Origin of the sequence: Dyadobacter sp. (assembly GCF_039919315.1) — a bacterium.
Lineage (GTDB): Bacteria > Bacteroidota > Bacteroidia > Cytophagales > Spirosomataceae > Dyadobacter.
Window position 1 is genome coordinate 61,489 of record NZ_JBDSFX010000057.1, and the last position, 26,009, is coordinate 87,497.

Sequence of the window (26,009 nt, forward strand, 5' to 3'; positions counted from 1 at the left end):
TGAGATTAAGCATTATTGTGTCCGGTGGTTGCATGGAATTTCATAACTCCTTTTGTTTGAGATTGTTGACTTTTTCTGTTTCGTTTATTTGTAACATTCACACTTAATTTTCAGCCCGTATCTTAAAAAGTTGCAAATAATTCATGGGGTTATTAAAATTATTTAATTATAGAATATTTTAAGATATTTGTTTTTACCGGATGTTGCCTGGCAATTATTCGGCTTATGCCAATTTTAACCAATTATTAATTTACTAATTTATCAAGTTATGAAAGAAAAGCTACTTAGAGCCTTAGGCAAGGGAATGATTCCGCTTGGGCTTGTTTTGCTTTTAGTTTCGCTATCCGCCTCTGCTCAGGAAAGAACAGTAACCGGTAAGGTGACAGACGAAAAGGACCAGGGATTACCTGGTGTATCAGTGACGGTGAAAGGGTCCACAAGAGGATCCAATGCGGACGCGGAAGGTAATTATTCACTAACCGCAGTGAAGGACGGAGATATACTGGTTTTCAGTTCAATCGGTTATGTAAAACAAGAACTGGGTGTGGGCAGCCGCAGTACTTTGGACGTGAAAATGGTACCTGATGCTTCCACGCTGGAAGAAGTGGTCGTAACGGCGTTGGGTATCCAACGTGATAAGAAGGCGTTGACTTATGCAACGCAGCAGATCGGAGGACAAGAATTGCGGCAAGCTGCCAATACCAACTTTGTTGATGCCTTGAATGGTAAGGCAGCCGGTATTGACATTAAAGTGAGTAGCTCCGGCGCAGGTGGTTCTACAAGAGCTGTACTTCGCGGAAACAAATCGTTGCAGGGGTCGAGTGAGGCTCTTTATGTAATCGATGGTATTCCAATGGTTAATAACAAGGGAGGGCAACCAGGTTCTTATGGTGGAACTGATGGTGGTGACGGTCTTTCAGCTATTAACCCGGCCGATATCGAAAGTATCAGCATATTGAGAGGCGCCAATGCATCTATTCTTTATGGTAGCCAGGGTGCCAATGGTGTGATCCTGATCACAACCAAAAAGGGCAAAGAAGGCAAATTGTCTGTGGATTTCAATTCCAGTGCGGTTTTGGAACAAGTATCTGGTCTTCCCAAATTCCAGTACCGTTACGGAACTGTGGGCGGCGATTACAGCTGGACTCCCGTAGGAACGCCAGAAGTTAAATCGGACAATTATCAGAAAGATTACATTAAAGATTTCTTTCAGACAGGCGCTACATTCACCAACTCAGTGGCCATCACTGGCGGTAATGCTAAAACGAACGTGTATTTTTCTTACGCGAATATTTCTTCCAAGGGTATCATGCCAACGAATACCTACAAGAAAAATAACTTTTCGTTCAGACAAAGCACGAAACTGCTGAATGACAAGATGACAATCAGCTCCGGCGTGATCCTGTCTTCGGAAGTATCCAAAAACCGCCCGGGTGCAGGTTACTATAACAACCCGTTGACTGGTTTGTACCTGTTCGCCAGAGACCGCGACTTCAACAGCTACAGAGATAATTACGCGGTGTTCAACGAAGCCAGAAACATGGACAAAATGAACTGGTATTCGACAGAAGAAAAGCAGAACAATCCATATTGGGAACTCAACAGGGATCCTAAACTGCAATCTTACAAAAGGCTTATCGCCAATGTGAAACTGTCTTACGATATCGTAGAGAACCTTAGATTTGACGTGAGAGCCAATATTGACTACAATAACGTTTTGGATGATAAGCGTTACGCAGCGGGTGGTAACTCGGTAAGCGTTAGCCCGAACGGTACATGGGCTTATGCTAAATACACAGATCAATCCATTTACACGGATGGTATCCTTACTTATAATAAGAGTTTTGGCGATTTCAGTGTAATGGCATTGGCTGGTTTGAGTTATCAGAAAAACAAATATTTTGATGGTATGACTGTTAACAATGGTACGGTGTCATTGCAGTATCCTAATGTATTCACGTTTGCGAATATGCCGTACAATGTGATTTTCAATAACCATCCGGATTATAGCAATACCATCAAACAAGGTGCATTTGCCAACTTATCCCTTGGTTACAAGGACTTCCTGTTCCTGGATATCGCGGGTCGTAATGACTGGGCTTCTACTTTGGCCCTTACCGGTAACCAATCTTACTTCTACCCATCTATCGGTGGGTCTGCTGTGATTAGCCAAATGCTTGACTTGCCTAAGGCTATTTCTCTGTTAAAAGTGAGAGCTTCGTTCTCACAAACGGCTAACGAAGTGCCTTATAACAGAGTACTTCCATTGAGCTCGATCGGCGGTGCCGGTGGACCAAGCGGGATAGGTGGTATCAACAGGCCTACACAAGTTCCTTTTACGAACCTGAAACCTGAGAAAATCGTAGCAAACGAATTCGGTTTGGAAACGAAGTTCTTCCACAACAAGTTAGGACTTGACTTTACTTATTACAGCGGCGTAAGTACCAATCAGTTCCTCGAACTGAATGCTCCTTCCGGTTCGGGATACACGAGGTATTATGTGAATGCAGGAAAGATTGAAAACCACGGATTTGAGTTGACACTTAATGCAGAGGTTGTTCGCAGTGATCGTTTCACCTGGAATACGGCAATCAACGCTTCTCAGAACAAAAACAAGATTGTAGAGCTGATCACTTCCAATCCGGACTATCAGGTAGGTGGCGACAATGAAGGTTTTGCATCGCTCATCAAAGCCGGCGGTTCTTTCAATGATGTTTACATCTACAAATTTGCCCGCAATGATGCAGGACAGATCATTTTGGACAAAAATGGTGTCCCTACCAAGGCAGCCAAGCAAACCCTCGTGGGTAACGTGAACCCTAAGCTTCTGCTGGGATGGACCAACAACCTGAGCTATGGTAACTTCTTCGCCAGCGTATTGGTGAATGGTAAATTCGGTGGTGTTGCATTCTCTAAAACAGAGGCATTCCTGGATTCTTATGGCGTGAGCGAAAGATCTGCTGAGGCAAGAGATGCCGGTTCAGTAGCGATCAATGCAGTTACACCAGAAGGCGCAGCTGTTACTTCCATTGCTCCTTACACTTATTACTCAGCCATCGGTGACAGAAATAAGATCATGGAACCTTACGTGTTTTCAAGAACGAATGTAAGGTTGGGACAATTTGTAATAGGCTACAACATTAAAAGCAAGGCTACAAACCCTGTGTTTAAAGATGCTTCTATCTCTTTCGTAGGTAGAAACTTGTTCTTCTTCTACAAAAAAGCACCTTTCGATCCAGAGCAGGCAATGAGTACCAACAATGCTATGCAGTCGACCGACGTTTTTGGTTTACCATCTACAAGATCTTATGGGTTGAACCTGAAGTTTAGTTTCTAAAAGCTTTAAAATCATTGAAATGAAAAAAATACTTATAACACTGGTATCCGCGATTGCACTAGCAGCGTGTACCGACAATTTTATAGAGACAAACCAGAACCCGAACCAAATTTCGGATGAGGTACTTAAACAGGATTTTAACCTGGTAGGGTCTCCGTTTTCGAACATGATCTTCAACTTGAACGGTCACCAGATCGAAGAAGATCTTTGCGCTGATAACTGGATGGGGTATATGGGCACGCCGACGGATTTCGTAGGTAATGTGAACAATACCACTTACTATATCCGCTGGAATACCTATTGGGACCGGGTTTATGGTAGCGTAATGTCCCCTGCGAAGCAAGTGATCCAGCTCGCGAAAGACAACAATCTGCCTATGTTCGCGACCTGGGCGAAGTTGATCCGCATTTTCGCCGTGTCCAAACTGACAGGCGTACACGGGCCGGTTATCTATTCTCAATACGGTACCACCGCTAATTCAATTCAGTATGACAAAGAGTCGGATTTGTACCCGCTTTTCTTCAAGCAACTGGATTCTATTCAAACGGATTTCAACGCCAACAAAGAGTATGTAGGATACAAAAAGTTTGACCCTTCACAGTACGGCGGCAGCATTCCCCGGTGGCAGAAAGTGGTAAACTCTCTGCGTCTGAGATTAGCGATCCGTATTTCGAAGGTAGATCCTGCACTGGCGAAAACCGAAGGTGAAAAAGCTTTGGCTGATCCTGCTGGTTTGATCACTACCAATTCAGATAATTTTATCAATTCATTGAATGGTAACAAGATACCGGTAGCTCAGATCAGTTACGAATGGGATGATACCCGCATGGGTGCCCCGATCGAATCGTTCATGGTAGGCTTGAAAGACGGCCGTATTTCCAAATATTTTGCTCCTGCGGCTAGCGCAGCCTTATATGCGGATCACGCCTCAGTACCTTACAAAGGCGTACGTAACGGCGCATACATCAAAGCAAAAGCGGACCACGTACCTTTCTCGAAAGTGAGCGAAGATTTCCAGACTGTACAAACCAGAAGGAACTTCACCGCAGCGGAAGTAGCTTTCCTTAAAGCAGAAGCCGGACTCAGAGGCTGGGCTGGCGCAGGTGATCCAAAAACCAACTACGAAGAAGGTATCAAGTTGTCATTTGCCGATTGGGGTGCAGGTGGCGTAGACGCTTACCTTGTTGACGCAACCAGCAAGCCAATCAGTTATGTGGACCCGATCGATGCCCGCAATAATTTTACCGCATCTTCGACCATTACCGTGGCTTGGAACAATGCGGATTCGAACGAATTGAAACTCGAAAAGATCATTACGCAGAAATACCTGAACACCTTCACCAATACGCAGGAAGCATGGGTGGATTTCAGACGTACCGGTTATCCTAAGATACCACACGTGGCCAAAAACGATAGTAACGGGGACTGGGGTGTTGTTCCTGCAACTGAATGGATCAAAAGAATGCCATTCGTGAATGCGGAAAGAACTGGTAATACTGCTGCTGTTACAGACGCAGTCGCCAAAATGGGTGCAGGCGCGAAAGATGATATCGCATCTCGTCTATGGTGGGATACAGGTAAAGCAAACTTTTAATATTCAAACTGCAGATACTTTTTGAAATTGGGGTGGCAATCAGCCATCCCAATTTTTTTGTTAGGCGACATGTACTGTGTCCGGGAGGCAGAAAACGTAAAATTACTTGCAAATCAGAAATAAGAAGAAAGCAGTAAGAAATGTAAATTTTCTTACTGCTTTCAAACAAAATGAATGGACTAAGTTTTAACTTCAACTTTCGGTTGAGGTTTTTTGAATCAACCAGTAAATCTTCCTTTTCTTAAATCCGCATCAGTACATTAATGACTATCCGGAACTGCCGCCTTTCCTTTTTATTGCTTCTTTTTCTGACATTTCAGCTGTCGGCTGTCAGGAGCCAGTCGCTCTTTAAGCTGCTTCCCGCCAGGCAAACCGGCATTGATTTCAGCAATGTCATCAATGAGGATGAAAAGCAGAATGTGATGTCCTACGAATATTTTTACAATGGCGGCGGCGTTGCGGTGGGCGATCTCAATAACGATGGTTTCGACGATATTTTCCTGACGTCGAACATGGGTTCCAATAAGCTGTACCTGAACCTCGGTGCAGAGAAAGGGAAGCAAATGAAATTCAAAGACGTGACCGGCTCGGCAGGAAAAGAGATTGAAGGCAGAAAAGGAGGGTGGAAAACGGGCGTAACGATGGCTGACGTGAATGGCGACGGACTGCTGGATATTCACATTTGCTATTCTGGAAAAGTAGAAGACGATAAACGTAAAAATCAGCTGTTCATCAACCAGGGTAATCTCAAATTTATAGACCAGGCCAGGGAATATGGGCTGGACAATGTCAGTTACAGTACCCAGGCCGCGTTCTTTGACTACGATAATGATGGCGATCTGGATATGATGCTGCTCAACCATAGTGTCAAGAAAATTGATAACATGGAACTGGCCAAGTTCAAGCTGGAAACCGATGCTTTGGCAGGCAATAAGCTATTTGAAAATCAGAAAAATCATTTTGTAGAAGTAACGCAAAATTCTGGAATTCACCAGTACCCGCTCACATTCGGGCTGGGAATGGCCATCGCCGACGTGAATCTCGATGGCTGGCAGGACATATATGTGACCAATGACTACAACGAGTCTGATTACCTTTACATCAACAATAAAAACGGGACATTTACGGATGTTACCAAGCAATATTTCCGGCATCTCGCCCAGTTTTCAATGGGTATCGACATTGCCGACTTTAATAATGACGGTCTCCCCGACGTCATGTCGCTCGACATGCTCCCGGAAGATAATCAGCGTCAGAAATTACTGCAGTTGCAGGAAAATTATGAGTCGTTTGAGCTTATGACCAGCCAGGACCTTCATAAGCAATACATGCGGAATATGCTACAGCTGAATAATGGCGATGGCACATTCAGCGAGATCGCGCAGCTTGCCGGCGTTTCCAACACGGATTGGAGTTGGAGCCCGCTTTTTGCTGACTTCGACAATGACGGTTACAAAGACCTCTTTGTGTCCAATGGGTATCTGAGGGATTACACGAATAAGGATTTTCTCAAATACTGGGGCGATTACAAGGTGAGAAGGGCGGTGGATAAAGAGCCTTTGCAGCTGATGGACCTGATTAAAGCCATGCCGTCCACGAAGTTGGCTAACTACATGTTCCGCAATAACCAGGACCTTACTTTTACCAAAATACAGGACGTATGGGGTATGGAGGTGCCATCCATTTCCAGTGGCGCGGTATATGCCGATCTGGACAATGATGGCGACCTCGACCTGGTGGTGAGTAACATCAATGATCCTGCATTTGTGTACCAAAACATGGGTAGTGAGACTAAGGGCAGCTCCTGGCTGCAACTGAGATTGAAGGAGAAATCAGCGAATCTGAACAGTATTGGAGCCAAAGTTACAGTGTTTAACAAAGGCAAATTGCAGTACCAGGAGTTGAATCCAAACCGCGGATACTTGTCCTGTATGCCTTTGAGGCTGCATTTCGGTTTGGGAAGGGAAATGATGGCCGATTCGGTACAGGTGGTGTGGCCGGATGGCAGCGAGGAAATGATACGGCAGGTAAAAGCCAATCAACTGCTGACCATTGAAAAGAAGGAGAAAAAGAAGGCGGAGGGAAACGCTATGTTTTTTGAAATCAATACGGTTTTTAAAAAACAACAAAATAGCATTGCGTACAGGCATGAGGGTTTCAATGAAAATGATTTTAAACGACAGCCGCTCATGCTGTCTATGTACTCGCAGACTGGCCCAATCGTGGCGAAAGGCGATGTGAACAAGGATGGCCTCGATGATATTTTTGTAAGTGGGGACCAAAACAAAAAGGCAAAGATCTGGCTGCAAAAGAACAATGGCACATTCGCTGAATTGCCCGATTTCGCGGTAGGGGATGAGAGTATTTCCGCTGCGACGGCCGCTACTTTCTTTGATGCAAATGGGGATGGTTTTGATGACCTGTACATTGCCAAAGGCGGTTACTCGATGTTTGAACCGAATACCATTTCATTGCAGGACGAAATTTATCTGAACGATGGAAAAGGGAAGCTTAATCTATCAGTACTGTCGACACCAAATTTAAAAGCAAGTAGTAAATCGTGCGTGCGGCCATTTGATTTTGACAAAGACGGTGACGCGGATCTCTTTATCGGCGGGCGCATTATCCCCGGCCGATATCCTGAGGCGCCTGTCTCTTACCTGCTAATCAATGACGGGAAAGGTAATTTCGCGGTCAAAGAGTCGCCGTTTTTCAAAATAGGAATGGTAACCGATGCGCAATGGGCTGATCTCAATGGTGACGGTAGCGTGGAACTCGTGATTTGCGGGGAAATGATGCCGATCAAGGTTTTTTCTTACAATGGAAAGGATTTTGAAGATCAAACTTCGAAGTATTTCAAAAACGAAGAAAGCGGAATGTGGGCCTCATTGAAAATCGAGGACCTGGACGGAGACGGAAAACCTGACCTGCTGGCGGGAAATATGGGCCATAATTCACAGATCAAGGCTTCAAAAGAACAACCGGCAGAACTGTACTTCGCTGATTTTGACAAAAACGGCTCTATTGACCCGTTCTTCTGCTTTTACGTGAAAGGAGAATCGTTCCCATTCGTAAGCCGCGATGAGCTGAATGATCAGATTTATCCAATGCGCAAGAAATTTCCGTATTACAAAGACTACGCGAATGCCTCGATAAAGGAAGTGTTTTCGGCCGAAGATCTTGGCAAGGCTACCCGGCTGGAAGCGAGGGAAATGCGGACGGTCTTGTTTTTGAATCAGGGAGGTCAGTTTGAGAAAAAAGTTTTACCTGTGCAGGCGCAGTTTGCCCCCGTGACCAACATGCTCGTCCGGGATTTTAATCACGATGGTAAGAAGGATGTATTGCTTTTGGGAAACAAAACGGATAATCGGTTGAAACTGGGAAGTATGGATGCGAATTATGGCTGCCTGCTGACTGGCGATGGAAAAGGTGGTTTCAAGTATATGGATCAGCCGATATCTGGTTTGTCGGTAACAGGTGATGTGAAATCGGCGGTGGATATGACCATTAACAAGGAGCGGGTCATCGTGATCGGAGCCTTTAACGAGTCGCTTCAGTTTTATGAAAACAAAGAGAATTAATGCGTAAGTTTTTATTGGTCATCTTGTTTTTGAGCCAATCCGGCAGCATTGCCAATGCGAAGGACGAGCTGCGCAAGCATTTGCAGCCCGCTGTCTTTTCAGTGACCATGGTCATGATCCACGACGTGGTGAACCCGCCTGCCGCGAGCCGTTTTTACACCTATTGTATGATGGGAGGCTACGAGATCGTCGCCCAGAATAACAAGCAGATCGTATCCCCGACTTCATTCATCAAGCGCATTGAACCCATTAAAATTGACGCTGCCACGGGTTACGATTACCAGATCGCGGCGCTGTACTGCATACTGGAAACGGGAAGGCTGATCCTGCCGTCGGGTTATATGTTGGAAGAAGATCAGAAAAAACTGATCATAGCACTCCTGAGGGAAGGGTACAAGCAGAAAAGCATTGACCAGGCCGTGGCCGTGGCGCAGGAAGTGGCCAAAAAAATCGCCGTCAATGCGTCCACAGACGGATATCTCGAACTGAGTACTAGACTAAGATACCGTCCTAAAAAAGGCGATGGTTACTGGTATCCGACACCGCCGGGATATATGGAAGGCATCGAGCCGCATTGGAAAACGATCCGCCCGATGCTCATTGATTCGTGCGACCAATTTGTGCCCAAACCTCCCGTGGAATTTAGTAAAGACACTACCAGTGAATTTTACAAGATGACGAAGGAAGTGTATCAGGTGGGTAAAAACCTGACTGAAAAAGAACGCTTCATAGCATCTTACTGGGACTGTAACCCATTCGCGATCAATACCTCCGGGCATATGTCAATTGGATTTAAAAAGATCAGCCCGGGTGGGCATTGGATGAACATTACCGGTATCGCTACTGCGAAAGCGAATTTGGATCTGGATAAAGGGATCATGGTGCATGCATTGGTGGCGGCTACATTAATGGACGCATTCATCAGTTGCTGGGACGAAAAGTATCGTAGCAGTCGCATCAGGCCTGAAACTGTGATCACTCGGTACATTGATCCCAAATGGCAGCCACTTTTGCAGACACCACCGTTTCCGGAGTATACCAGCGGACATAGCGTGATTTCAACGGCCGTTTCGGAGACATTAACCTACCTGCTGGGCGATAATTTCACATTCCGGGACGATACCGAAGTAATATTTGATTTGCCCACCCGTGATTTCAAATCATTCAGGCAAGCTGCCGAGGAGGCGGCTATTTCACGTCTCTACGGCGGCATCCATTACCGCGATGCGATTGAGAATGGTCAGGTGCAGGGTAGGGCAATCGGGCAGTTTGTCATTGAAAAGCTTAAAAAACAGGGAATTAAACCGGTAATCTGACAAAAATAATTTTATTTTCCTTCACCTTGCAGAAATTCCCACCGAATAAATAAGCCGTACCCTCTGAGAACTTTTTTCGGAGAATTTTCGGCTTTGCGTGTATCTTCCTTGCTTTCGGTATCTTTTCAATCATGATATGAAAAAGTGGAAAATCTCTTTTTTTTGTATGTCTGTTGCTTTTCTTGACTACCATCGTGTTCGGGTCCTATTTAATAGTCGATCAGGCTGTTTCCATTACCAATATGAGAGAAGGGTATGTGGAAACGGAAAATGATTTAGAGGGACTGGTTAAAGTTCTCAACTGCAAAAACCTAACCAAAGCAAAGGTCAAAAAAATGTTTTCTGCCGATTCGTTGTATATACAAATTGATTCCAACAAGGATTCGATTTTTCTCAATCGGGTAATTCTGGTTTTTAGGGATGAGCAATTTGTAGAGGTGATCAATTCCTCGCACGACAATATTGGTTGGCAACGGCTACCATTGTCTCGTAATCAGGACATTCACCGTAGCAACTGAATGGAAGTGGTGTTAAGACTGTGATCGATGAACTAAATTCTAATTATTGATTTTTATGAAAAATCTATCCCGATGTTGATTTCTCGTCTAACTAATTTTTTAAAACGTACACTATGCTTAATTACGGATTTGAAGTTGAATTGAATGCCGAACATCTATGTACTGCGGGTATTGATACACAACATTATGTTATAACATGTATCCTTAGTTCAATTATGCGCAAGGATGAGGAGACACAAGAGATAAGTATTGCGATAGGAGGACTCAATTCAGTTACAAACGACAGCTTGGAATGGTCAAACAAACTCTTGAGTGCGGGGGATGTAATCTCTATAAAAGTAATTGACAAGAATTTTGATGCGCCCTTAAAAATATACACTTCTCCCGATAAGGAGTCTGTATTGAATCAAAAAATAAAATACTATTACCGACTAAAAGAGGAATTAAAGGAATATCTTGATCACTAACCTCTGATTAAAAAAAGCGGCATCCATTACCGCGATGTGATTGAGAATGGTCAGGTGCAAGGCAGGGCTATTGGACAGTTTGTGGTTGAAAAGCTTAAAAAAGAGGGAATTAAACCGGTTTTCTGACAAATATATAGTTTGAAAAAGGTGATTTTGCCTCGAAGTTAGTAGTTTTGAAATCTGGTAAAATCCGTCTGTTTTCAACGAATGAATAAATATTTTCCCTTCTTATTGCTTATTTTTTGCCTATCGTGCCTGTCGCTAAGCGCCCAGGTGGAGTGGAAAAAGGAGCCGGTAGAAGTTCCTGATAAAGAGATATTTCCAAAGTGGAGCTTTGGCGTGAATGGGGGTTACGGATACCGCCTGTTCAGGTCGGGGAGGCGGATTAATGCTTCCAACCGGAATTACATTAAAAATCTGAAATCGGGTATCGCATTTGGTGGAGAGGCTTCCTACTTTCCATGGAAAAAGGTAGGTTTCGGCCTCAAATATGAGCGCTACCAGAGCAATGCAGAAGATGACAATAACCTGAGCGAAGCAGTAACCGTTCAGCATTTCAGCGGCTCACTGATCCACCGCAAATTCCTTAAAAACAACCGCAGCGCTGTACTGACATCCTTTCTCTTGGGTTATCAGCCCTATCAAAATAAAACGGTGGCTGGTTCGGAGCAATTTACATTCACCGGCAAAACAATGGGCTGGGGATTCAGCGTGGGGATTGAGCATCGTTTGAGTGACAAATTTGCGGTTAATCTGACCGGCTCAGCCATGATGGGCGCGGTATACCGGCTGAAAAGAGAAACCGAATTCAATACCGAAGTCCTTCATTTATCCAAGGACAACAGCGTCGATCTGTCGAGGGTATCGCTGACACTCGGGGTGCGGTTTTTGTAAATCCGGCGGAATTGTCTATAAAAAAGTAAGGGAAAAGTAGGATAAAACAGTCTTCCTCTTATACTCTAAACTCACTAAGATTGAACCTTAACCATTTCAAGATGAATTTGAAGCAATTCTGCGTTTCCCTGCTCGTACTGGCGATTATCGGCCTGGCATTTACTGGCCAGACAAAAGCGCAATCCGGAAAATCCAAAGATAAAAAACCATTGGTGGTTTTCGTTACAGGCGACCATGAGTATAGCGGGGAGGAAACTTTGCCGATCATTGCCGCCGAGCTGGAAAAAAATTATGGCATGAAAACCCTCGTGCTAAAAGCCTATCCTGACCATAATAGTGAAAAAAATATTCCCGGCCTGGAAGCATTGAAGGATGCAGACCTGGCGGTTTTTTACCTTCGCTGGCGGCAATTACCGCCCGACCAGCTGGCCCTCATTGAGGCTTACCTCAAAACTGGAAAACCAGTAATGGGTTTCCGCACGACCACCCACGCATTTAATTTTCCAAAAGGCCATGAAAGCGAAAAATGGAATGCATTTGGTGAATTTGCATTGAATTCTCCTCCCGGCTGGGGCGGCGCGGCCAAGCATACGCATTACGGGCACAACAGCAGTACCGACGTGACCGTCATTCCCGAGCAAGCCACCAATCCCATTCTGACAGGTGTAAAAGGTCCTTTTCATGCACGTTCCTGGTTGTACCGCGTGTTGCCGGACTATCCTACCAAAGGCTCAACCTGGTTATTAATGGGCAAATCAGTGAATCCTGATAAGGAAGCCATTGAAAATCCTGTCGCCTGGACGGGTACTAATTCATTCGGTGGAAAAGTATTCATGACGACACTGGGCCACCCCGAAGATTTCAGACTGGAACCGTTTCAGCGACTGGTTGTCAATGCCATTCACTGGGAGCTTGGCAAGAAAGTGCCCAAAGAATGGAAGGGCAAACTGGACATTCAGGTCCCTTACCGCGAAGCAAAATAAATACCCATATTTCCTAAATCCCACTTCAAGATTACCGATCAATGTCTAAACCCAGGAAAATCAGCGTCTCCGTTTCGCTCCTAGCATTTGTGTTGGCCATCATTGGCTTCAGTGCTTTCAAATTCAATCAGTCCGCGTCCATTGATGTTAAAAAGGGACAGCACATTATTCTGCTGGGTAATAACCTGGGTTCCAGAATGATGAATTACGATAATTTCGAGACTGAAATGCAGGTAAGGTATCCCGAGGATATGCTCTACATCCGCAATATGTGTGATGGTGGCGATACCCCGGGGTTCAGGCCGCACGCAAGTCGCAACACGCCCTGGGCTTTTCCAGGCGCTGAGAAATTCCAGACTGAATTGGCCAACCCTTCCCAAAGCGAAGGCCATTTCGACTATCCTGACGAGTGGCTTACCCGCCACAAAGCGGATGTGATCATTGCTTTTTTTGGATATAACGAGTCTTTTGAAGGAAAAGCAGGACTTGAAAACTATAAAGCTGAGCTCGATGCATTTATCAAATACACATTAAGCCAGAAATACAATGGCACCGCGGCTCCGAAACTGGCCATCGTTTCACCGATCGCTTTCGAAGACCTTTCTGCCAAATTCGATCTGCCGAATGGTAAAAAGGAGAACGAAAATATTTTGTTGTATGCCAAAGCCATGAAGGAGGTTTCGGAAAAAAACAATGTGCTGTATGTCGATGCATTTGCACCTTCACAAAAATGGTACACCGATACCAAAGAAGACCTGACCATTGACGGCTCGCAGCTTAATGTGGAAGGTTATAAAAAACTGGGCGTTCTGCTAGCCGATCAAGTATTTGGAAAAGCAGCTCCGAAAGCAGAAAAGAACCGTCAGCTTGTCCACGATGCAGTAATGGAGAAAAACTGGATGTGGCACAATGACATTAAAATCCCAAATGGAGTACACGTTTACGGGCGTCGCTACAATCCGTTTGGTCCCGACAACTATCCTGCTGAAATCCAGAAGATCAGGGAAATGACTGATATCCGTGACAAAGCAGTGTGGCTGGCGGCTTCGAAAGGAGAGAAACTGGATCTGGCGGCTGCGGACAAGAATACGACGCCATTGCCTCCTGTCAAAACGAATTTCAATCCTGAGAAAAACGGAAGCCTTGAATATTTGTATGGTAATGATGCATTAAAAAAGCTAAAAGTGCCAGAGGGTTATAAAATCGAACTTTTTGCATCAGAAGAGGAGTTTAAAGATCTTGCCAAACCGATGCAAATGTCGTTTGATAACAAAGGCAGGCTGTGGATCGCGACGATGCCAAGTTATCCGCATTACAAGCCGGGCGATTCAAAACCAAATGATAAAATCATCATTCTGGAAGATACCAACAATGACGGTAAAGCGGATAAGCAAACGGTTTTCGCAGACGGGCTGCATTTACCACTTGGATTTGAAATTGCTGCAGAAGGCGTTTACGTTTCGCAGGGAACCAACCTGAAACTTTTCACAGATACCAATGGTGATGACAAAGCCGACAAAGTGGAAATCCTGCTCAGCGGTTTTGATGACCATGATACGCACCATAACAGCCACGCATTCACAGTGGATCCTTCGGGAGCTATTTACTCAGGAGAAGGCGTGTTTTTGCATACCAATGTGGAAACATCTTACGGTCCGGTACGTGCAACAAATGGTGGTTTTTACAGATATACACCACAGCGTAAAAAACTGGAACGGACTGCCCAGCTTTCGATTCCAAATCCTTGGGGGATTGCATTTGACGATTGGGGACAGCCTTTCTTTGCCGAAACATCCAGCCCGGATGTACGCTGGATGCTGCCAGGATCGGTATTCCCAAGATATGGAGAAGCTAACCACAAATCGGTTCAGCTGATTGAGAAAGCGCACCTGGTAAGACCGACTTCCGGTTTGGAATTCGTTTCCAGCCGCCATTTCCCCGACGAACTTCAGGGAGACTTTTTGATCAATAACACCATTGGATTCTTAGGGACCAAAGAACATACATTGACTGACGACGGTACCGGCTACAAAAGCCATCACCGCCAGGACCTGGTCGTCAGTGAAGACAGAAACTTCCGTCCTGTTGACATGGAATTCGCGCCAGACGGCTCACTATACGTGATTGACTGGCATAACATCCTCATCGGGCACATGCAGCACAACGCACGTGACCCATTGCGTGACCACTCACACGGCCGTGTTTACCGCATTACCTACCCGTCGAGGCCATTGGTAACACCCGCAAAAGTGGCAGGAGCCAGCATTGACGAGCTTTTTGAAAATCTTAAATTACCAGAATACCGTACCCGTTACAGAACCAGACGTGAACTGAGAGGACTGGACGCAGCAAAAGTTCTACCGAAACTGACAGCCTGGACAGCCAGCCTCGATAAAAGCGACCCGCGTTACGAGCATCATTTGCTGGAAGGATTGTGGGTAAGCTGGGGATTGAATAAAGTAGATCAGAAGCTTTTGAAACAAGTACTGAAAGCGAAGGATTACCACGTGAGAGCGGCTGCGGTGCAGGTTTTACGTTACACAGGCCATCAGGTTCCCGACCAGGCAGATCTGCTCATGCAGGCTGTAAAAGATGAAAACAGCCGGGTAAGACTGGTAGGTATCGTCGCAGCTTCGTGGATAGGAAAAGAAAAAGGCCTGCCGATACTGGCAGAAGCGAAGAAAATGCCGCTGGACGACTGGATGATCCACGCGCATGAAGCTGCGGTGGCCCATTTGAATGGGGTTAATGTGAAAAAAGAACAACAAGCAGTTGCCAAAACTGACCTGAAAGGCAAGGATTTGATACTGTTCAACATGGGGCGGCAGATTTATGCCAAAGAAGGTTACTGCTCAACCTGCCACCAGCCTGACGGGAAAGGTCTCTCGGCTTCCGGTTTCCCGCCTTTGACTGGTAACTGGGTTATGGGTAGTGACGAAAGACTGATTAAACTGGCGCTTAAAGGATTGCTCGGACCCATTGAAGTGAATGGGCAAAAATATCCCGGCCAGGTTCCGATGACGCCATTTGCAGGTTTGCTGAAAGATGAAGAAGTGGCAGCAGTGCTTACCTATGTTCGGAATTCGTTCGGAAACAAAGGCCCGGCTATACTTCCTGAAAAAGTAAAGGCAGTAAGGGCGGCGACGGAAAGCAAGAAGGATTTTTATTCTCCTGACCAGCTGCTGAAAGAACACCCTTTGGAAAAGATGTAGGGCATTGAATGGATATATTGAAGCAAAAGGACAGGACTCGTTTCTGTCCTTTTTGTATTCCAGGGGGTTGAAATGCTCAATCGGTTAGCAAGAGAACCGCTATTGTTTTAACTTCGCGATTGAAATAAATCAATCCGATATGCTTCGAATTTTTGCCGGTATTGCCATCAGTTTAGTCATTTTCATATACTTTGTTTATAATTTTTACTTCTCCGTTAATTTCCCTTTTCAAGATGATTTTTTGCTGATCCAGTTCATTGAAACAGTTTCGAAAGGAGGGCTTGGTTTTATTGGATTGGTTAAGGAACTGTTCAGGACGTTCAATGATCATAAGGCAGTCATTCCGAGGCTTATAGCCCTCATTGAATATAGCATGACGGGTACGCTCAATTTCAGGTTTTACATTGTCCTCGTATTGCTGAACGTCATTTACATATTCTACTTTCTTTACCTTCAATTCCGTAAAACAAAGCTTCCAATATATTACTTTCTGCCAGCGCCATTTCTGTTTTTTCACCCGCTGTATCACGAAATTTCAGGTTGGGCTTTGAATGGAATGCAGCATTCCTACCTGACTGCATTCACGGTTACGGCCATTATTCTGGTGTCGCAGGGCAGCAACCGCGCTTTTTACCTGGCGATGCTATGCTGCTTTCTTGCGACTTTCACGCATGGGAATGGTGTTCTGTCATTTCCAGCTATCGTGTTTTATTTCTTGTGTCTGAAAGACTTCAAAAAGGCCGGGCTTACCGCTCTTTTTATGGTGATCTGTCTGGGTATTTACCTGGCGGGGTACGAATCGGGGCAGGCGGGTAAGCTGCCGGAGGACGTAATGAGTTTTATTGCTTCTCTTTTTGGCTTTATCGGGTCCAGCATGTCGTTATGGGGTAATGCAGTGTTATGGTCAGCGCTATGGGGAGCTTTGATCACCGGCTTTATGGTTTTCCTGACCGTAAAGGTTTTTGCGGTCTATTTCAATAAACCGGTTTGGGTGAAACCAGGTACTGTGGAGCTGCTTACGCTTTTTGGGTTCATCTTCATTACGAGCACAGTGATCGCGCTGTTTCGTTCCTGGGCGGGAGGCACCATTGCAAGCCGGTTCCAGATTTACGCCTGCCTGTCGACGGTGATTTTCTACATCCTTTTGTTGGACTACACGACGATATTCCGCAAAATGGCTGTCCTTTATACCATTACCGCACTAAGCATATTCTACTGGGCTTATTCGCATTATGCGTATACCGGCGTGGTGGCGACGAAAAGAGCTGTTTACCTGGCCGATGTGTATAACTGGCAAACGAATCGTAATATGTTTTCAGTTGAAAAAACGATCGTCAGGAATGCTAGTTTCTATCTATTGCCTGCTTACAAAAAAGGTTTTTTCACAGTACCGCAGCCTGTTGCGACGAAGTCGCAGCTTGACTCTTTGTTTACGACCAATACCACATTAAACAACGGCCAGCAAACTTATCTGGAAGACTGGCGGGTACAGCGTTTTGTGCGCACAGGTGTGGAAGACCTTACCTATTTTTTTGTTGCCGACAATGCTTTTCCGGATCGTAAGGGTTTGCTGGACGATCGGTTTTTGGTTCTAAAAAATACAAACACAGGCCAGATCCATTTGATGGGTGCCAATGCGAAAACGGCTGCCAGAAAGGAAATTTTGACGCAGCAGATATACTACAAAAACGGGTTCAATACGTTTATCAGGAAGGACGATCTCCCGGACGGTAGCTATGAACTGGGTATCCTGGATGTGAAAAACAGCGGTGACAAAAGGTTTTACCGGCTCGGAAAATCATTAATTGTTACCGCTGGCAAACTTGTACTTCGCTAGCTCCATTTTTTCTCGGGAGCGTTTTATTCCCAAATAACCTCGTGCACCCAAATATTGGTTATTTAATATTTCTACAAGGCTTTTTAGTGGCATTAAATCGTCTTTGAACCCTGGATTTATGCGAAAAAAATCGTATCTTTACGGGCTTAAAAAGCCTGAAAATGGTTCTTTTTATCCAAGTGTAAAACAAACTATATGTCAAACGAAACAGTGGTAGAAGTAAATAGTTATTCAGCCGAAAATATCCAGGTTCTTGAAGGTTTAGAGGCAGTTCGTAAGCGTCCGGCCATGTATATTGGTGACACTGGTTTTAAGGGGGTTCACCATCTGATTTGGGAGGTTGTTGATAATTCCATTGATGAAGCGATGGCCGGCTATTGCGATACCATCAATGTTACGATAGAAAAAAATAATTCCATTACTGTTCAGGATAATGGTCGCGGTATTCCAACCGGAATGCACCCCAAGGAGAAAAGATCTGCATTAGAAGTAGTACTGACCGTATTGCACGCCGGGGGTAAGTTCGATAAAGACACATATAAGGTTTCAGGTGGTTTGCACGGAGTAGGGGTTTCCTGCGTGAATGCGCTATCCATACACCTGCGCGCTGAGATCCATCGTGAAGGCAAAATATTTGAGCAGGAATTCAGTGAAGGCAAGCCGTTGTATTCAGCCCGGGTCATTGGCGACTCAGAGAAAACCGGAACATTCATCCATTTTTTGCCGGATGCAACCATTTTTACAGTTACAGAATTCAAATATGAAACCGTAGCTACCCGTCTCAGGGAATTATCCTATTTGAATAAAAGAATCCGCATCACACTGGAAGATAAGCGTGAAGAGGATGAGGACGGCAAGTTCAGAGGAGAAGATTTTTATTCTGAAATAGGTCTGAACGAATTTGTAACTTATCTGGATGCAACCCGCCAACCATTGATCCCTGAGCCTATCCACATGGAAACGCTGAAAGGAACAGTTCCGGTGGAAGTATCCATGATGTACAACACTTCATATAGCGAGAATGTGTTCTCCTATGTGAACAATATCAACACCGTTGAAGGCGGAACGCACGTTTCCGGTTTCAGGGCTGCGTTGACACGGACGCTGAAAAATTACGCTGAAAAATCCGGTGTTCTTGCCAGAGAAAAAATCGAGATCAGCGGAGACGATTTCCGTGAAGGTTTGACAGCGGTGATCTCCATCAAAGTACAGGAGCCACAGTTTGAAGGTCAGACCAAAACCAAATTGGGTAACTCAGAGGTAACCGGTGTCGTAAGCCAGGTTGTTTCAGAAATGCTCGATACTTATCTGGATGAACATCCAAAGGAAGCAAGGGTCATTATTGACAAAGTAATCCTTGCGGCGAAAGCACGTATTGCGGCAAAAAAGGCCCGTGAAATGGTGCAGCGTAAAAATATACTTACGGGTACCGGCTTACCGGGAAAACTTTCAGATTGCTCTGAAACCGACCCTAACGTTTGCGAATTGTATCTGGTCGAAGGGGATTCAGCGGGTGGAACTGCCAAGCAAGGCCGTAACCGGGCATATCAGGCGATATTGCCGCTTCGTGGTAAGATCCTGAATGTCGAGAAAGCGCAGGAATACCGCATTTATGAAAACGAAGAGATCAAGAATATGTTCACCGCAATGGGTGTGCAGATTGGTAAAGATGGTGACGAACGTGCCCTGAATATCGACAAGCTGAGGTATCACAAAATAGTGATCATGACCGATGCGGATATCGATGGTAGTCACATTCGTACCCTGATCCTCACATTCTTTTTCAGATATATGAAGATTTTGATCGATCACGGTTACATCTACATTGCCCAGCCGCCATTGTATCTCGTAAAAAAAGGTAAGGAAGAAAGGTATTGCTGGACTGAATTACAGCGCGAAGAAGCAGTTAGGGCCATTGGTGCCGGTCGTGAAGAGTCGGTGCATGTGCAGCGTTACAAAGGTTTGGGAGAAATGAATGCAGAACAATTATGGGAAACAACCATGAACCCGGACCGTCGCAGCTTGAAACGCGTTTCAATAGAGTCAGCAGCGGAGGCGGATCACTTGTTTTCCATGCTGATGGGTGACGAAGTTGCTCCCCGACGTGATTTTATTGAAAAGAATGCAAAATATGCGCGCGTGGACGTATAGCCGCTAGCTCCGATATATTTGATTGGAAACGGATGGCTGTCAATTTCAGCCATCCGTTTCTTTTTTTATGACGAAATTTAACAGAAACTTCATATACCCGAAAACAATAGATTGTTTAGATTCGTTGAATTTTTAGTTCCATTTACCAAAGTAGTATTTAACAGAATTCCCTATGCCAGGTTCCACTGACCCCATATATAGCAATGAAAAACGAGGCAAACTCACTAATCTTTTTGCTTTTTTCAAAAGTCCAAAGGCGCAAGCCCCGGCGGACGAAAGCAAAGTGGTAAGCTCTTCGGAAAAAGCCAATACACTGGTTCAGCAAAGCGACCTCATCAGCCGCGACCTGAGCTGGTTGAAATTCAATGACCGGGTACTCGACCAGGCTACTAATGAAGATCGTAACCTCTTCGACCGGCTTAAATTCTTGGCTATCACCTCTTCCAACATGGACGAGTTTTTGTCTATCCGGGTGGGAAGTCTCTATAATTACCTCGACTTTGGAAAAGAACGGCTGGACTATTCCGGTTTGCGCGAAATTCCTTTCAGGAAAGTATTGATGCGCGAGCTGCACGATTTTGTGCGTCGCCAGAATGATTGTTACAAAAACCAGTTACTGCCATTATTTTCCAAGCATGGCTTCCGCATAGTAGGCATTGATGAAGTAGAAGACGACGAAAAAGAAGCGGTTGAGGAGTATTTTGAGCGGACCGTGTATCCAATGCTGACGCCCATGCTGTTTGACTATACGCACGCGTTTCCGGTGCTGCTGGCCAAAGTGCTGGTCTTAGGGGTGATCACGCAGGTGAAAGGCACGACTTCGGAAGAAGACAGAAAGCTTTCATTTGTGCAATTACCGCTTAATTTACCCCGTTTTTATGTAATCGAGCGGGAGGATGAGCTACTGTTCCTGCCCATTGAAATGATCGTTCGTGCGCATATCAACAAGCTTTACCGGAATGTCGACATTGTGTCAACCAACATATTCCGCATCCTCAGAAACGGGGATTTTACATTGGAAGAAAGCGACGACATCGAAGCTGACTTTATCGACGAGATCAAACAAAAAATTAAAAGCAGGCGTTTGGGGCGTGTAGTGCAGGTCTATATCGAGCAAGATACCAATCCTGACCTGCTGAGCCTGATCAAAAAGCGCTGGGAAATTGATGATTACAATGTGTTCCCGATCGACGGACTGATCGACTATACTGCATTCTGGAGCATTATCAAACATCCTGAATTCAAAGATCAGATCCCAACGATACACCCGCCGGTGCCACCGCTAGGGCTCGACAGGGAGCGCATTCCCGATATTTTTGAGGTAATGCGTGAGCGTGATATTTTGCTGCACCATCCTTACAACAACTTTGAGCCTGTACTGCAGCTATTGGAACAGGCCGCAGAAGATCCTAAGGTACTGTCCATTAAACTGACGATTTATCGGTTAGCGAAAGATTCCCGTGTCACGGAGGCGCTCCTCCATGCGGCTGAAAATGGCAAACACGTGGCGGTTCTGTTCGAGGTAAAAGCGCGTTTTGACGAAGAAAATAACATCAAGGAAGCCCAGCGCCTGCAAAAGGCAGGTTGTTTCGTCATTTATGGTATTGGTTTGTTGAAAACTCACACCAAACTGCTGCTGATCGTAAGAAACGAGGGTAACCGGGTATTGCGGTATGCACATTTGTCAAGCGGTAATTACAATGAGGATACATCAAGACTCTACACTGACACAGGCTTGCTGACTTCGAACGAGGAGTATACGCATGATATCTCGGAGTTTTTCAATGTCATTACCGGCCATTCCATCCCTTCGGAGTACCAGAACCTGATCACGGCCCCGCGTTACATGCGTGCGAAACTGATCGAGCTGATCCAGCAGGAAGCCGAAAACGCAAAAGCAGGACTGAAAAGTGGTATTTGTATCAAAATCAACTCCCTGGAAGACAGGGATACCATTCTCGAACTGTATAAAGCTTCGGAAGCTGGAGTGCCGATTAAGCTGATCGTGCGCGGCATGTGCTGCCTGCGCCCTCAGCGTGTAGGATTGAGTGAAAATATCACGGTTCGCTCGTTGGTAGGGGACTTTTTGGAACATTCGAGAATATTCTATTTCCACCAGAATGGCAATCCCCTGGTGTACGGCGGTAGTGCCGACGCCATGGTTCGCAGCTTTGATAAACGCATTGAATCACTTTTCAAACTGGTCGATCCGCGGGTGAGGCAGGAGGCTATCCATATTCTTTATTACAGTTTAATGGACAATGTGAATTCCTATGAAATGCAGGAAGACGGAACGTACATCAAATGCGAATTGGAAGGATTGGAGCCATTGAATGTACACGAGGCATTTTATAGCGTCACATTGGACATGGTCATGGCCACGCATTTGTTTGTGGAAGAGGATAAGTTGGTGGAAGAAGGTAACAAAGAAAAGCCTGCAGAACCGGCAGAGATGGAAATCTCTGACTTTGAAGTGCAGGCTGAAAAAGAAGCTTCCTGAAGGTTACTCCTTATAAAAAACGCGTTTAACCCGGTCACCGATACCGGTCAGTAGTTCATAGGGGATGGTGTTGATGCTTTTGGCTAGCTCAGTAATGGGAACTTCTTTGCCGAAAACAATAACTTCATCCCCTTCTTCTGCCCGGGCATTCGTCACATCAACCATGGTCATATCCATACAGATATTCCCGATCGTGGGGCACAATGTTCCGTTCACTAATACATGCCCGATACCATTACCCAAGCCACGGTCATAGCCGTCGGCGTAACCAATGGCCAAAGTTGCGATCGCAGAGTCATGTTCAATGTGGCCTTTTCGACTATATCCCACGGTTTCGCCAGAAGAAAGGTATTTGATCTGTGAAATAATGGTTTTCAATGTCCCAACGGATTGCAGCGCACGTTGTTCCTGGCCGGTCGCCTCCACCCCGTAAAGCCCGATCCCGAGCCTCACCATATCCAGCTTATAATCAGGGAAACGCACAATTCCGGCGGAATTCAGGATGTGTTTAATGGTTTTGTAACCCAATGTGCTTTCCAGCAGCGCCGCGCCTTCAATGAATTGCTGGTATTGACGCATTGAAAATTCATTGTGCACACCTTCATCTGCGCCAACCAAATGGGAGAAAATACTGGCTACTTTCACTGCCGGGTGGCTTTGGAGTTGCCCGATGAGCCATTCAAAATCGTCGTTTACAAAGCCCAGCCGGTGCATTCCGGTATCGAGCTTCAAATGCACCGAAGGAATTTCGGAAGGATCATTTATTTTTTTGATGTAATTAATCCAATCTAGCAGAATCCTGCGGCTGTAAATTTCCGGTTCAAGTTTGTACTGAATGAGCAGGTCGAATGCCGGAACAGTAGCATTCATGACCATGCAAGGCAGGCTGATCCCATACTGGCGAAGCGCCACACCTTCGTCTGCATAAGCCACGCCCAGGTAGTCGACGCGGTGGTATTGCAGCAATGAAGCTACTTCTGAACTGCCGCTGCCGTATGCAAATGCTTTCACCATAGCCATGACCTTCGTGCCGGATCCTACTTTGGACCGGTAGTAGTTCAGGTTATGCGCTAGGGCATCCAGATTGATTTCAAGGACGGTACCATGTGCTTTTTGCTGCAAACGATGCACGATTTTTTCAAATGAAAATGGACGCGCACCTTTTACCAATACCAGGCTGTCTGACAATGTATTAAAAGGGAAATCGCCTAAAAATGTTTCCGTATCAGGAAAGAAATGCTGCGCAGGTAGTTCAAACAGCTCAGCCTGGCTGCTGATCTCGGGCCCTATCCCAATGACTTCATCAATTGCTTTCTCTTTCAATAATTTAGCGACGAGGCCGTAAAGCTCGCCAGGCGTTTGCCCGGTTTGCAGCACATCTGAGAGGATGACGGTCTTTTTCTGACGTTGTTCCTGCTGCCCCAGGAAGTTAAGCGCCATCGAAAGTCCCTGTACATCATTGTTGTAAGCGTCGTCGATGATATAGCAATGGTTGATCCCTTCTTTCAGCTCCAACCGCATGGAGACAGGTTTCAGATGTAGAATCCGATCCTGAATGATGCTATGCGACAGGCCGAAATCGAGCAGGAATACAATGCAATGCGTGAGGTTTTCCAGTGAAGCATCATCCCGAAAAGTAGTCTCGAAGGTATGCTCGCCGTATTTTCCTTTGAATGCAATAACTGTTTTATCTTTTTGAAGATCATAAACAACCTGAATGGATGCTCCTGAATGGCCGCTTCCCCAGCTGATCACTTCCAGAAACGGATTCACCGGCCTTAGTATCAGGCTCACCTCCTCGTCAATGTCTTTATAATCTTTCCTGTAAATGAGTTTTCTGACCTTGGTAAATAAACGCAGCTTCTCCGTGATCTTTTGCTTGCGGCTCCTGAAGCCGTCATCATGTGCCGGGCCAATATTGGTAAATATGCCAATAGTAGGCTGCATGACCGGTTGCAGGTATTCCATTTCATGTGCCTGCGAAATACCAGCTTCAAAAATACCGAGGTTATGTTCCTTACCGAGGTTCCAGACGGAAAGCGGAACGCCTATCTGTGAGTTATAGCTCTTCGGGCTCGCTACGACCCTTTTTCCGGGCGCAGTCAATTGTACAAGCCATTCTTTTACGATCGTTTTTCCATTACTTCCGGCGATACCAACCACCGGAATGTCAAACTGACGCCGCTTTTCTGAAACCAGTTTTTGCAATGCGCGGATAGCAGATGGAACGACCCAAATTTGGGCATCATCCCATTGTGAAGTGAGTGTACGAAGTGCTTCGGAGAATGAGGCTTCTTCCACTACGAACTCTCTGACACCATTTTCGTATAATTCAGGAAGAAACTGATGACCATCGTGTCGTACTCCTTTGATGGCAAAAAATATACTTTGTTCGGGAAAGGAAATCTGTCGGCTGTCGGTTAAAATGTATGCCGCTTTGGTAGTTATTCCTTGTGCGCTATTTCCGGTAAGGCTCATTCCAATACTTTTGTTCAAAGCACAAAGGTATCAAACCTACGTCCATTTTTTAGACTTGAAATAAAATATCATCCCTACCGTGACCGCGGCCATGAGTCCCCACACGTAAAAATATCCATACCTCATTTTTAGCTCCGGCATATAGTCAAAATTCATCCCATAAACACCCACAATGAATGTCAGCGGCATGAAAATGGCTGAAAAAACGGTTAGCGTTTTCATCACGGAATTCATCCTGTTGCTAATGGTGGAGAGATGAACGTCGGCCAAACTAGCCAATAATTCACGGTAGGAATCAATCGTATCCAGCACCTGCATCACGTGATCGTACAGGTCGCGGAAGTAAGGGATTGCTTCTTTTTGAATAAGCGAATTATCCTCCCGGATCAACTGGTTGATCATATCACGCAGCGGCCATATCTGCCTGCGGGCCATGGTCAGCTCTCGTTTTAGGGCGTACAATTCTTTTAATGACAAATCCTCTGAGCCGCGTATCACCTGATCTTCGGTATAATCGAGGCTATCGCCCAATTTTTCTAGCACAATGAAGTAATTGTCGACGACGACATCCATCAATGCGAAAAGAAGGTAATCCGGGCCATTTCTCCTGGTTTTGCCCACAGATGCTTCCAGTCTGTTCGTTACCGGCGTGAAAATGTCATCCGTCAGTTCTTCCTGAAAAGACAGCAGGTAATTTTTACCCAACACAAAGCTCACATGTTCCGAGGTAATGCAGATGGGCGATTCCGTCTCAACGTGAAGCATTTTCAATGTTAAAAACAGATAGCCATCGTCATATATCTCCAATTTGGGCTTATGCTCCGTGTTGACGACGTCTTCTAGCAGCAGCGGATGCAGGTCATACAGTTTTCCCAGCTTTTCAATGAGCACGGTTTCGTGGATACCGTCCACGTCCAGCCAGGTAATCACCGGCTCGCCATTTTCCACTGGCTTACATTCACCCAATGACTTCACTGGCTCATCTCTGAACAAATGATCATTAAATTGTACCCGCCTGATCTTGGTTTTCAGTTCAATGTCAGGTCCAATGTACGTCAGTGTGCCCGGAGAGGTCAGGAGGTTACGTTTTTTGTAGCGTTTCGACCTTTTAATGACCGTATCGGCCGGTTTGGCGTGGTGA

At 45.4% G+C, this 26,009-nt stretch carries 14 protein-coding genes; 12 read left to right on the forward strand and 2 right to left on the reverse strand.

Annotation, left to right across the window (positions count from 1 at the left end):
- Positions 1-268: 268 nt before the first annotated feature.
- The 12 genes from ABIO93_RS16260 to ppk1 all read left to right on the forward strand — a co-directional run bounded on the left by ABIO93_RS16260 (position 269) and on the right by ppk1 (position 22,390).
- Positions 269-3,337 (forward strand): SusC/RagA family TonB-linked outer membrane protein, encoded by a 3,069-nt coding sequence (locus ABIO93_RS16260; protein WP_348069491.1) that lies wholly within the window; start codon positions 269-271, stop codon positions 3,335-3,337.
- Between the two features lie 19 nt (positions 3,338-3,356).
- Positions 3,357-4,931, forward strand: a complete 1,575-nt coding sequence (locus ABIO93_RS16265; protein WP_348069493.1) for a SusD/RagB family nutrient-binding outer membrane lipoprotein — start codon at positions 3,357-3,359, stop codon at positions 4,929-4,931.
- 263 nt (positions 4,932-5,194) lie between these two features.
- Positions 5,195-8,512, forward strand: coding sequence for a VCBS repeat-containing protein (locus ABIO93_RS16270; RefSeq protein ID WP_348069495.1), 3,318 nt, complete (start codon positions 5,195-5,197; stop codon positions 8,510-8,512).
- Positions 8,512-9,828 carry a vanadium-dependent haloperoxidase gene (locus ABIO93_RS16275; RefSeq protein WP_348069497.1) on the forward strand — a complete coding sequence of 439 codons (1,317 nt, stop codon included), beginning with the start codon at positions 8,512-8,514 and terminating at the stop codon, positions 9,826-9,828. Before ABIO93_RS16270 ends, ABIO93_RS16275 begins: the two co-directional genes overlap by 1 nt.
- Before the next feature lie 182 nt (positions 9,829-10,010).
- Positions 10,011-10,346 (forward strand): hypothetical protein, encoded by a 336-nt coding sequence (locus ABIO93_RS16280; RefSeq protein WP_348069499.1) that lies wholly within the window; start codon positions 10,011-10,013, stop codon positions 10,344-10,346.
- A 113-nt stretch (positions 10,347-10,459) separates the two neighbouring features.
- Positions 10,460-10,813 (forward strand): hypothetical protein, encoded by a 354-nt coding sequence (locus tag ABIO93_RS16285; protein ID WP_348069501.1) that lies wholly within the window; start codon positions 10,460-10,462, stop codon positions 10,811-10,813.
- Between the two features lie 207 nt (positions 10,814-11,020).
- Positions 11,021-11,707, forward strand: coding sequence for an outer membrane beta-barrel protein (locus ABIO93_RS16290; RefSeq protein WP_348069503.1), 687 nt, complete (start codon positions 11,021-11,023; stop codon positions 11,705-11,707).
- Between the two features lie 101 nt (positions 11,708-11,808).
- Positions 11,809-12,690, forward strand: coding sequence for a ThuA domain-containing protein (locus tag ABIO93_RS16295; protein ID WP_348069505.1), 882 nt, complete (start codon positions 11,809-11,811; stop codon positions 12,688-12,690).
- Positions 12,691-12,731: 41 nt separating this feature from the next.
- Positions 12,732-15,902 (forward strand): PVC-type heme-binding CxxCH protein, encoded by a 3,171-nt coding sequence (locus tag ABIO93_RS16300; RefSeq protein ID WP_348069507.1) that lies wholly within the window; start codon positions 12,732-12,734, stop codon positions 15,900-15,902.
- A gap of 139 nt (positions 15,903-16,041) precedes the next feature.
- Positions 16,042-17,739 (forward strand): hypothetical protein, encoded by a 1,698-nt coding sequence (locus ABIO93_RS16305; protein WP_348069509.1) that lies wholly within the window; start codon positions 16,042-16,044, stop codon positions 17,737-17,739.
- A 195-nt stretch (positions 17,740-17,934) separates the two neighbouring features.
- The gene (gene gyrB, locus ABIO93_RS16310; protein WP_348069510.1) at positions 17,935-19,890 is read left to right on the forward strand and encodes a DNA topoisomerase (ATP-hydrolyzing) subunit B; all 1,956 of its coding nucleotides are present in this window, start codon (positions 17,935-17,937) and stop codon (positions 19,888-19,890) included.
- Positions 19,891-20,062: 172 nt separating this feature from the next.
- The gene (gene ppk1, locus ABIO93_RS16315; RefSeq protein WP_348069512.1) at positions 20,063-22,390 is read left to right on the forward strand and encodes a polyphosphate kinase 1; all 2,328 of its coding nucleotides are present in this window, start codon (positions 20,063-20,065) and stop codon (positions 22,388-22,390) included.
- A 3-nt stretch (positions 22,391-22,393) separates the two neighbouring features.
- Here the strand turns inward: ppk1 and ABIO93_RS16320 are convergent, their stop codons facing one another.
- Together ABIO93_RS16320 and corA are read right to left on the reverse strand one after the other, a co-directional pair.
- Positions 22,394-24,868, reverse strand: a complete 2,475-nt coding sequence (locus tag ABIO93_RS16320; RefSeq protein WP_348069514.1) for a bifunctional UDP-N-acetylmuramoyl-tripeptide:D-alanyl-D-alanine ligase/alanine racemase — start codon at positions 24,866-24,868, stop codon at positions 22,394-22,396.
- A 36-nt stretch (positions 24,869-24,904) separates the two neighbouring features.
- Positions 24,905-25,981, reverse strand: a complete 1,077-nt coding sequence (gene corA, locus ABIO93_RS16325) for a magnesium/cobalt transporter CorA (protein WP_348069737.1) — start codon at positions 25,979-25,981, stop codon at positions 24,905-24,907.
- Positions 25,982-26,009 lie beyond the last annotated feature (28 nt).

Bases quoted from the DNA above. Each gene is read 5' to 3' on its own strand.
- gyrB (WP_348069510.1), top strand. From the start codon at position 17,935: ATGTCAAACGAAACAGTGGTAGAAGTAAATAGTTATTCAGCCGAAAAT.
- ABIO93_RS16320 (WP_348069514.1), bottom strand. From the start codon at position 24,868: ATGAGCCTTACCGGAAATAGCGCACAAGGAATAACTACCAAAGCGGCA.
- ppk1 (WP_348069512.1), top strand. From the start codon at position 20,063: ATGCCAGGTTCCACTGACCCCATATATAGCAATGAAAAACGAGGCAAA.
- ABIO93_RS16260 (WP_348069491.1), top strand. From the start codon at position 269: ATGAAAGAAAAGCTACTTAGAGCCTTAGGCAAGGGAATGATTCCGCTT.
- ABIO93_RS16295 (WP_348069505.1), top strand. From the start codon at position 11,809: ATGAATTTGAAGCAATTCTGCGTTTCCCTGCTCGTACTGGCGATTATC.
- ABIO93_RS16290 (WP_348069503.1), top strand. From the start codon at position 11,021: ATGAATAAATATTTTCCCTTCTTATTGCTTATTTTTTGCCTATCGTGC.
- ABIO93_RS16305 (WP_348069509.1), top strand. From the start codon at position 16,042: ATGCTTCGAATTTTTGCCGGTATTGCCATCAGTTTAGTCATTTTCATA.
- ABIO93_RS16265 (WP_348069493.1), top strand. From the start codon at position 3,357: ATGAAAAAAATACTTATAACACTGGTATCCGCGATTGCACTAGCAGCG.
- ABIO93_RS16300 (WP_348069507.1), top strand. From the start codon at position 12,732: ATGTCTAAACCCAGGAAAATCAGCGTCTCCGTTTCGCTCCTAGCATTT.
- ABIO93_RS16285 (WP_348069501.1), top strand. From the start codon at position 10,460: ATGCTTAATTACGGATTTGAAGTTGAATTGAATGCCGAACATCTATGT.
- ABIO93_RS16270 (WP_348069495.1), top strand. From the start codon at position 5,195: ATGACTATCCGGAACTGCCGCCTTTCCTTTTTATTGCTTCTTTTTCTG.
- ABIO93_RS16275 (WP_348069497.1), top strand. From the start codon at position 8,512: ATGCGTAAGTTTTTATTGGTCATCTTGTTTTTGAGCCAATCCGGCAGC.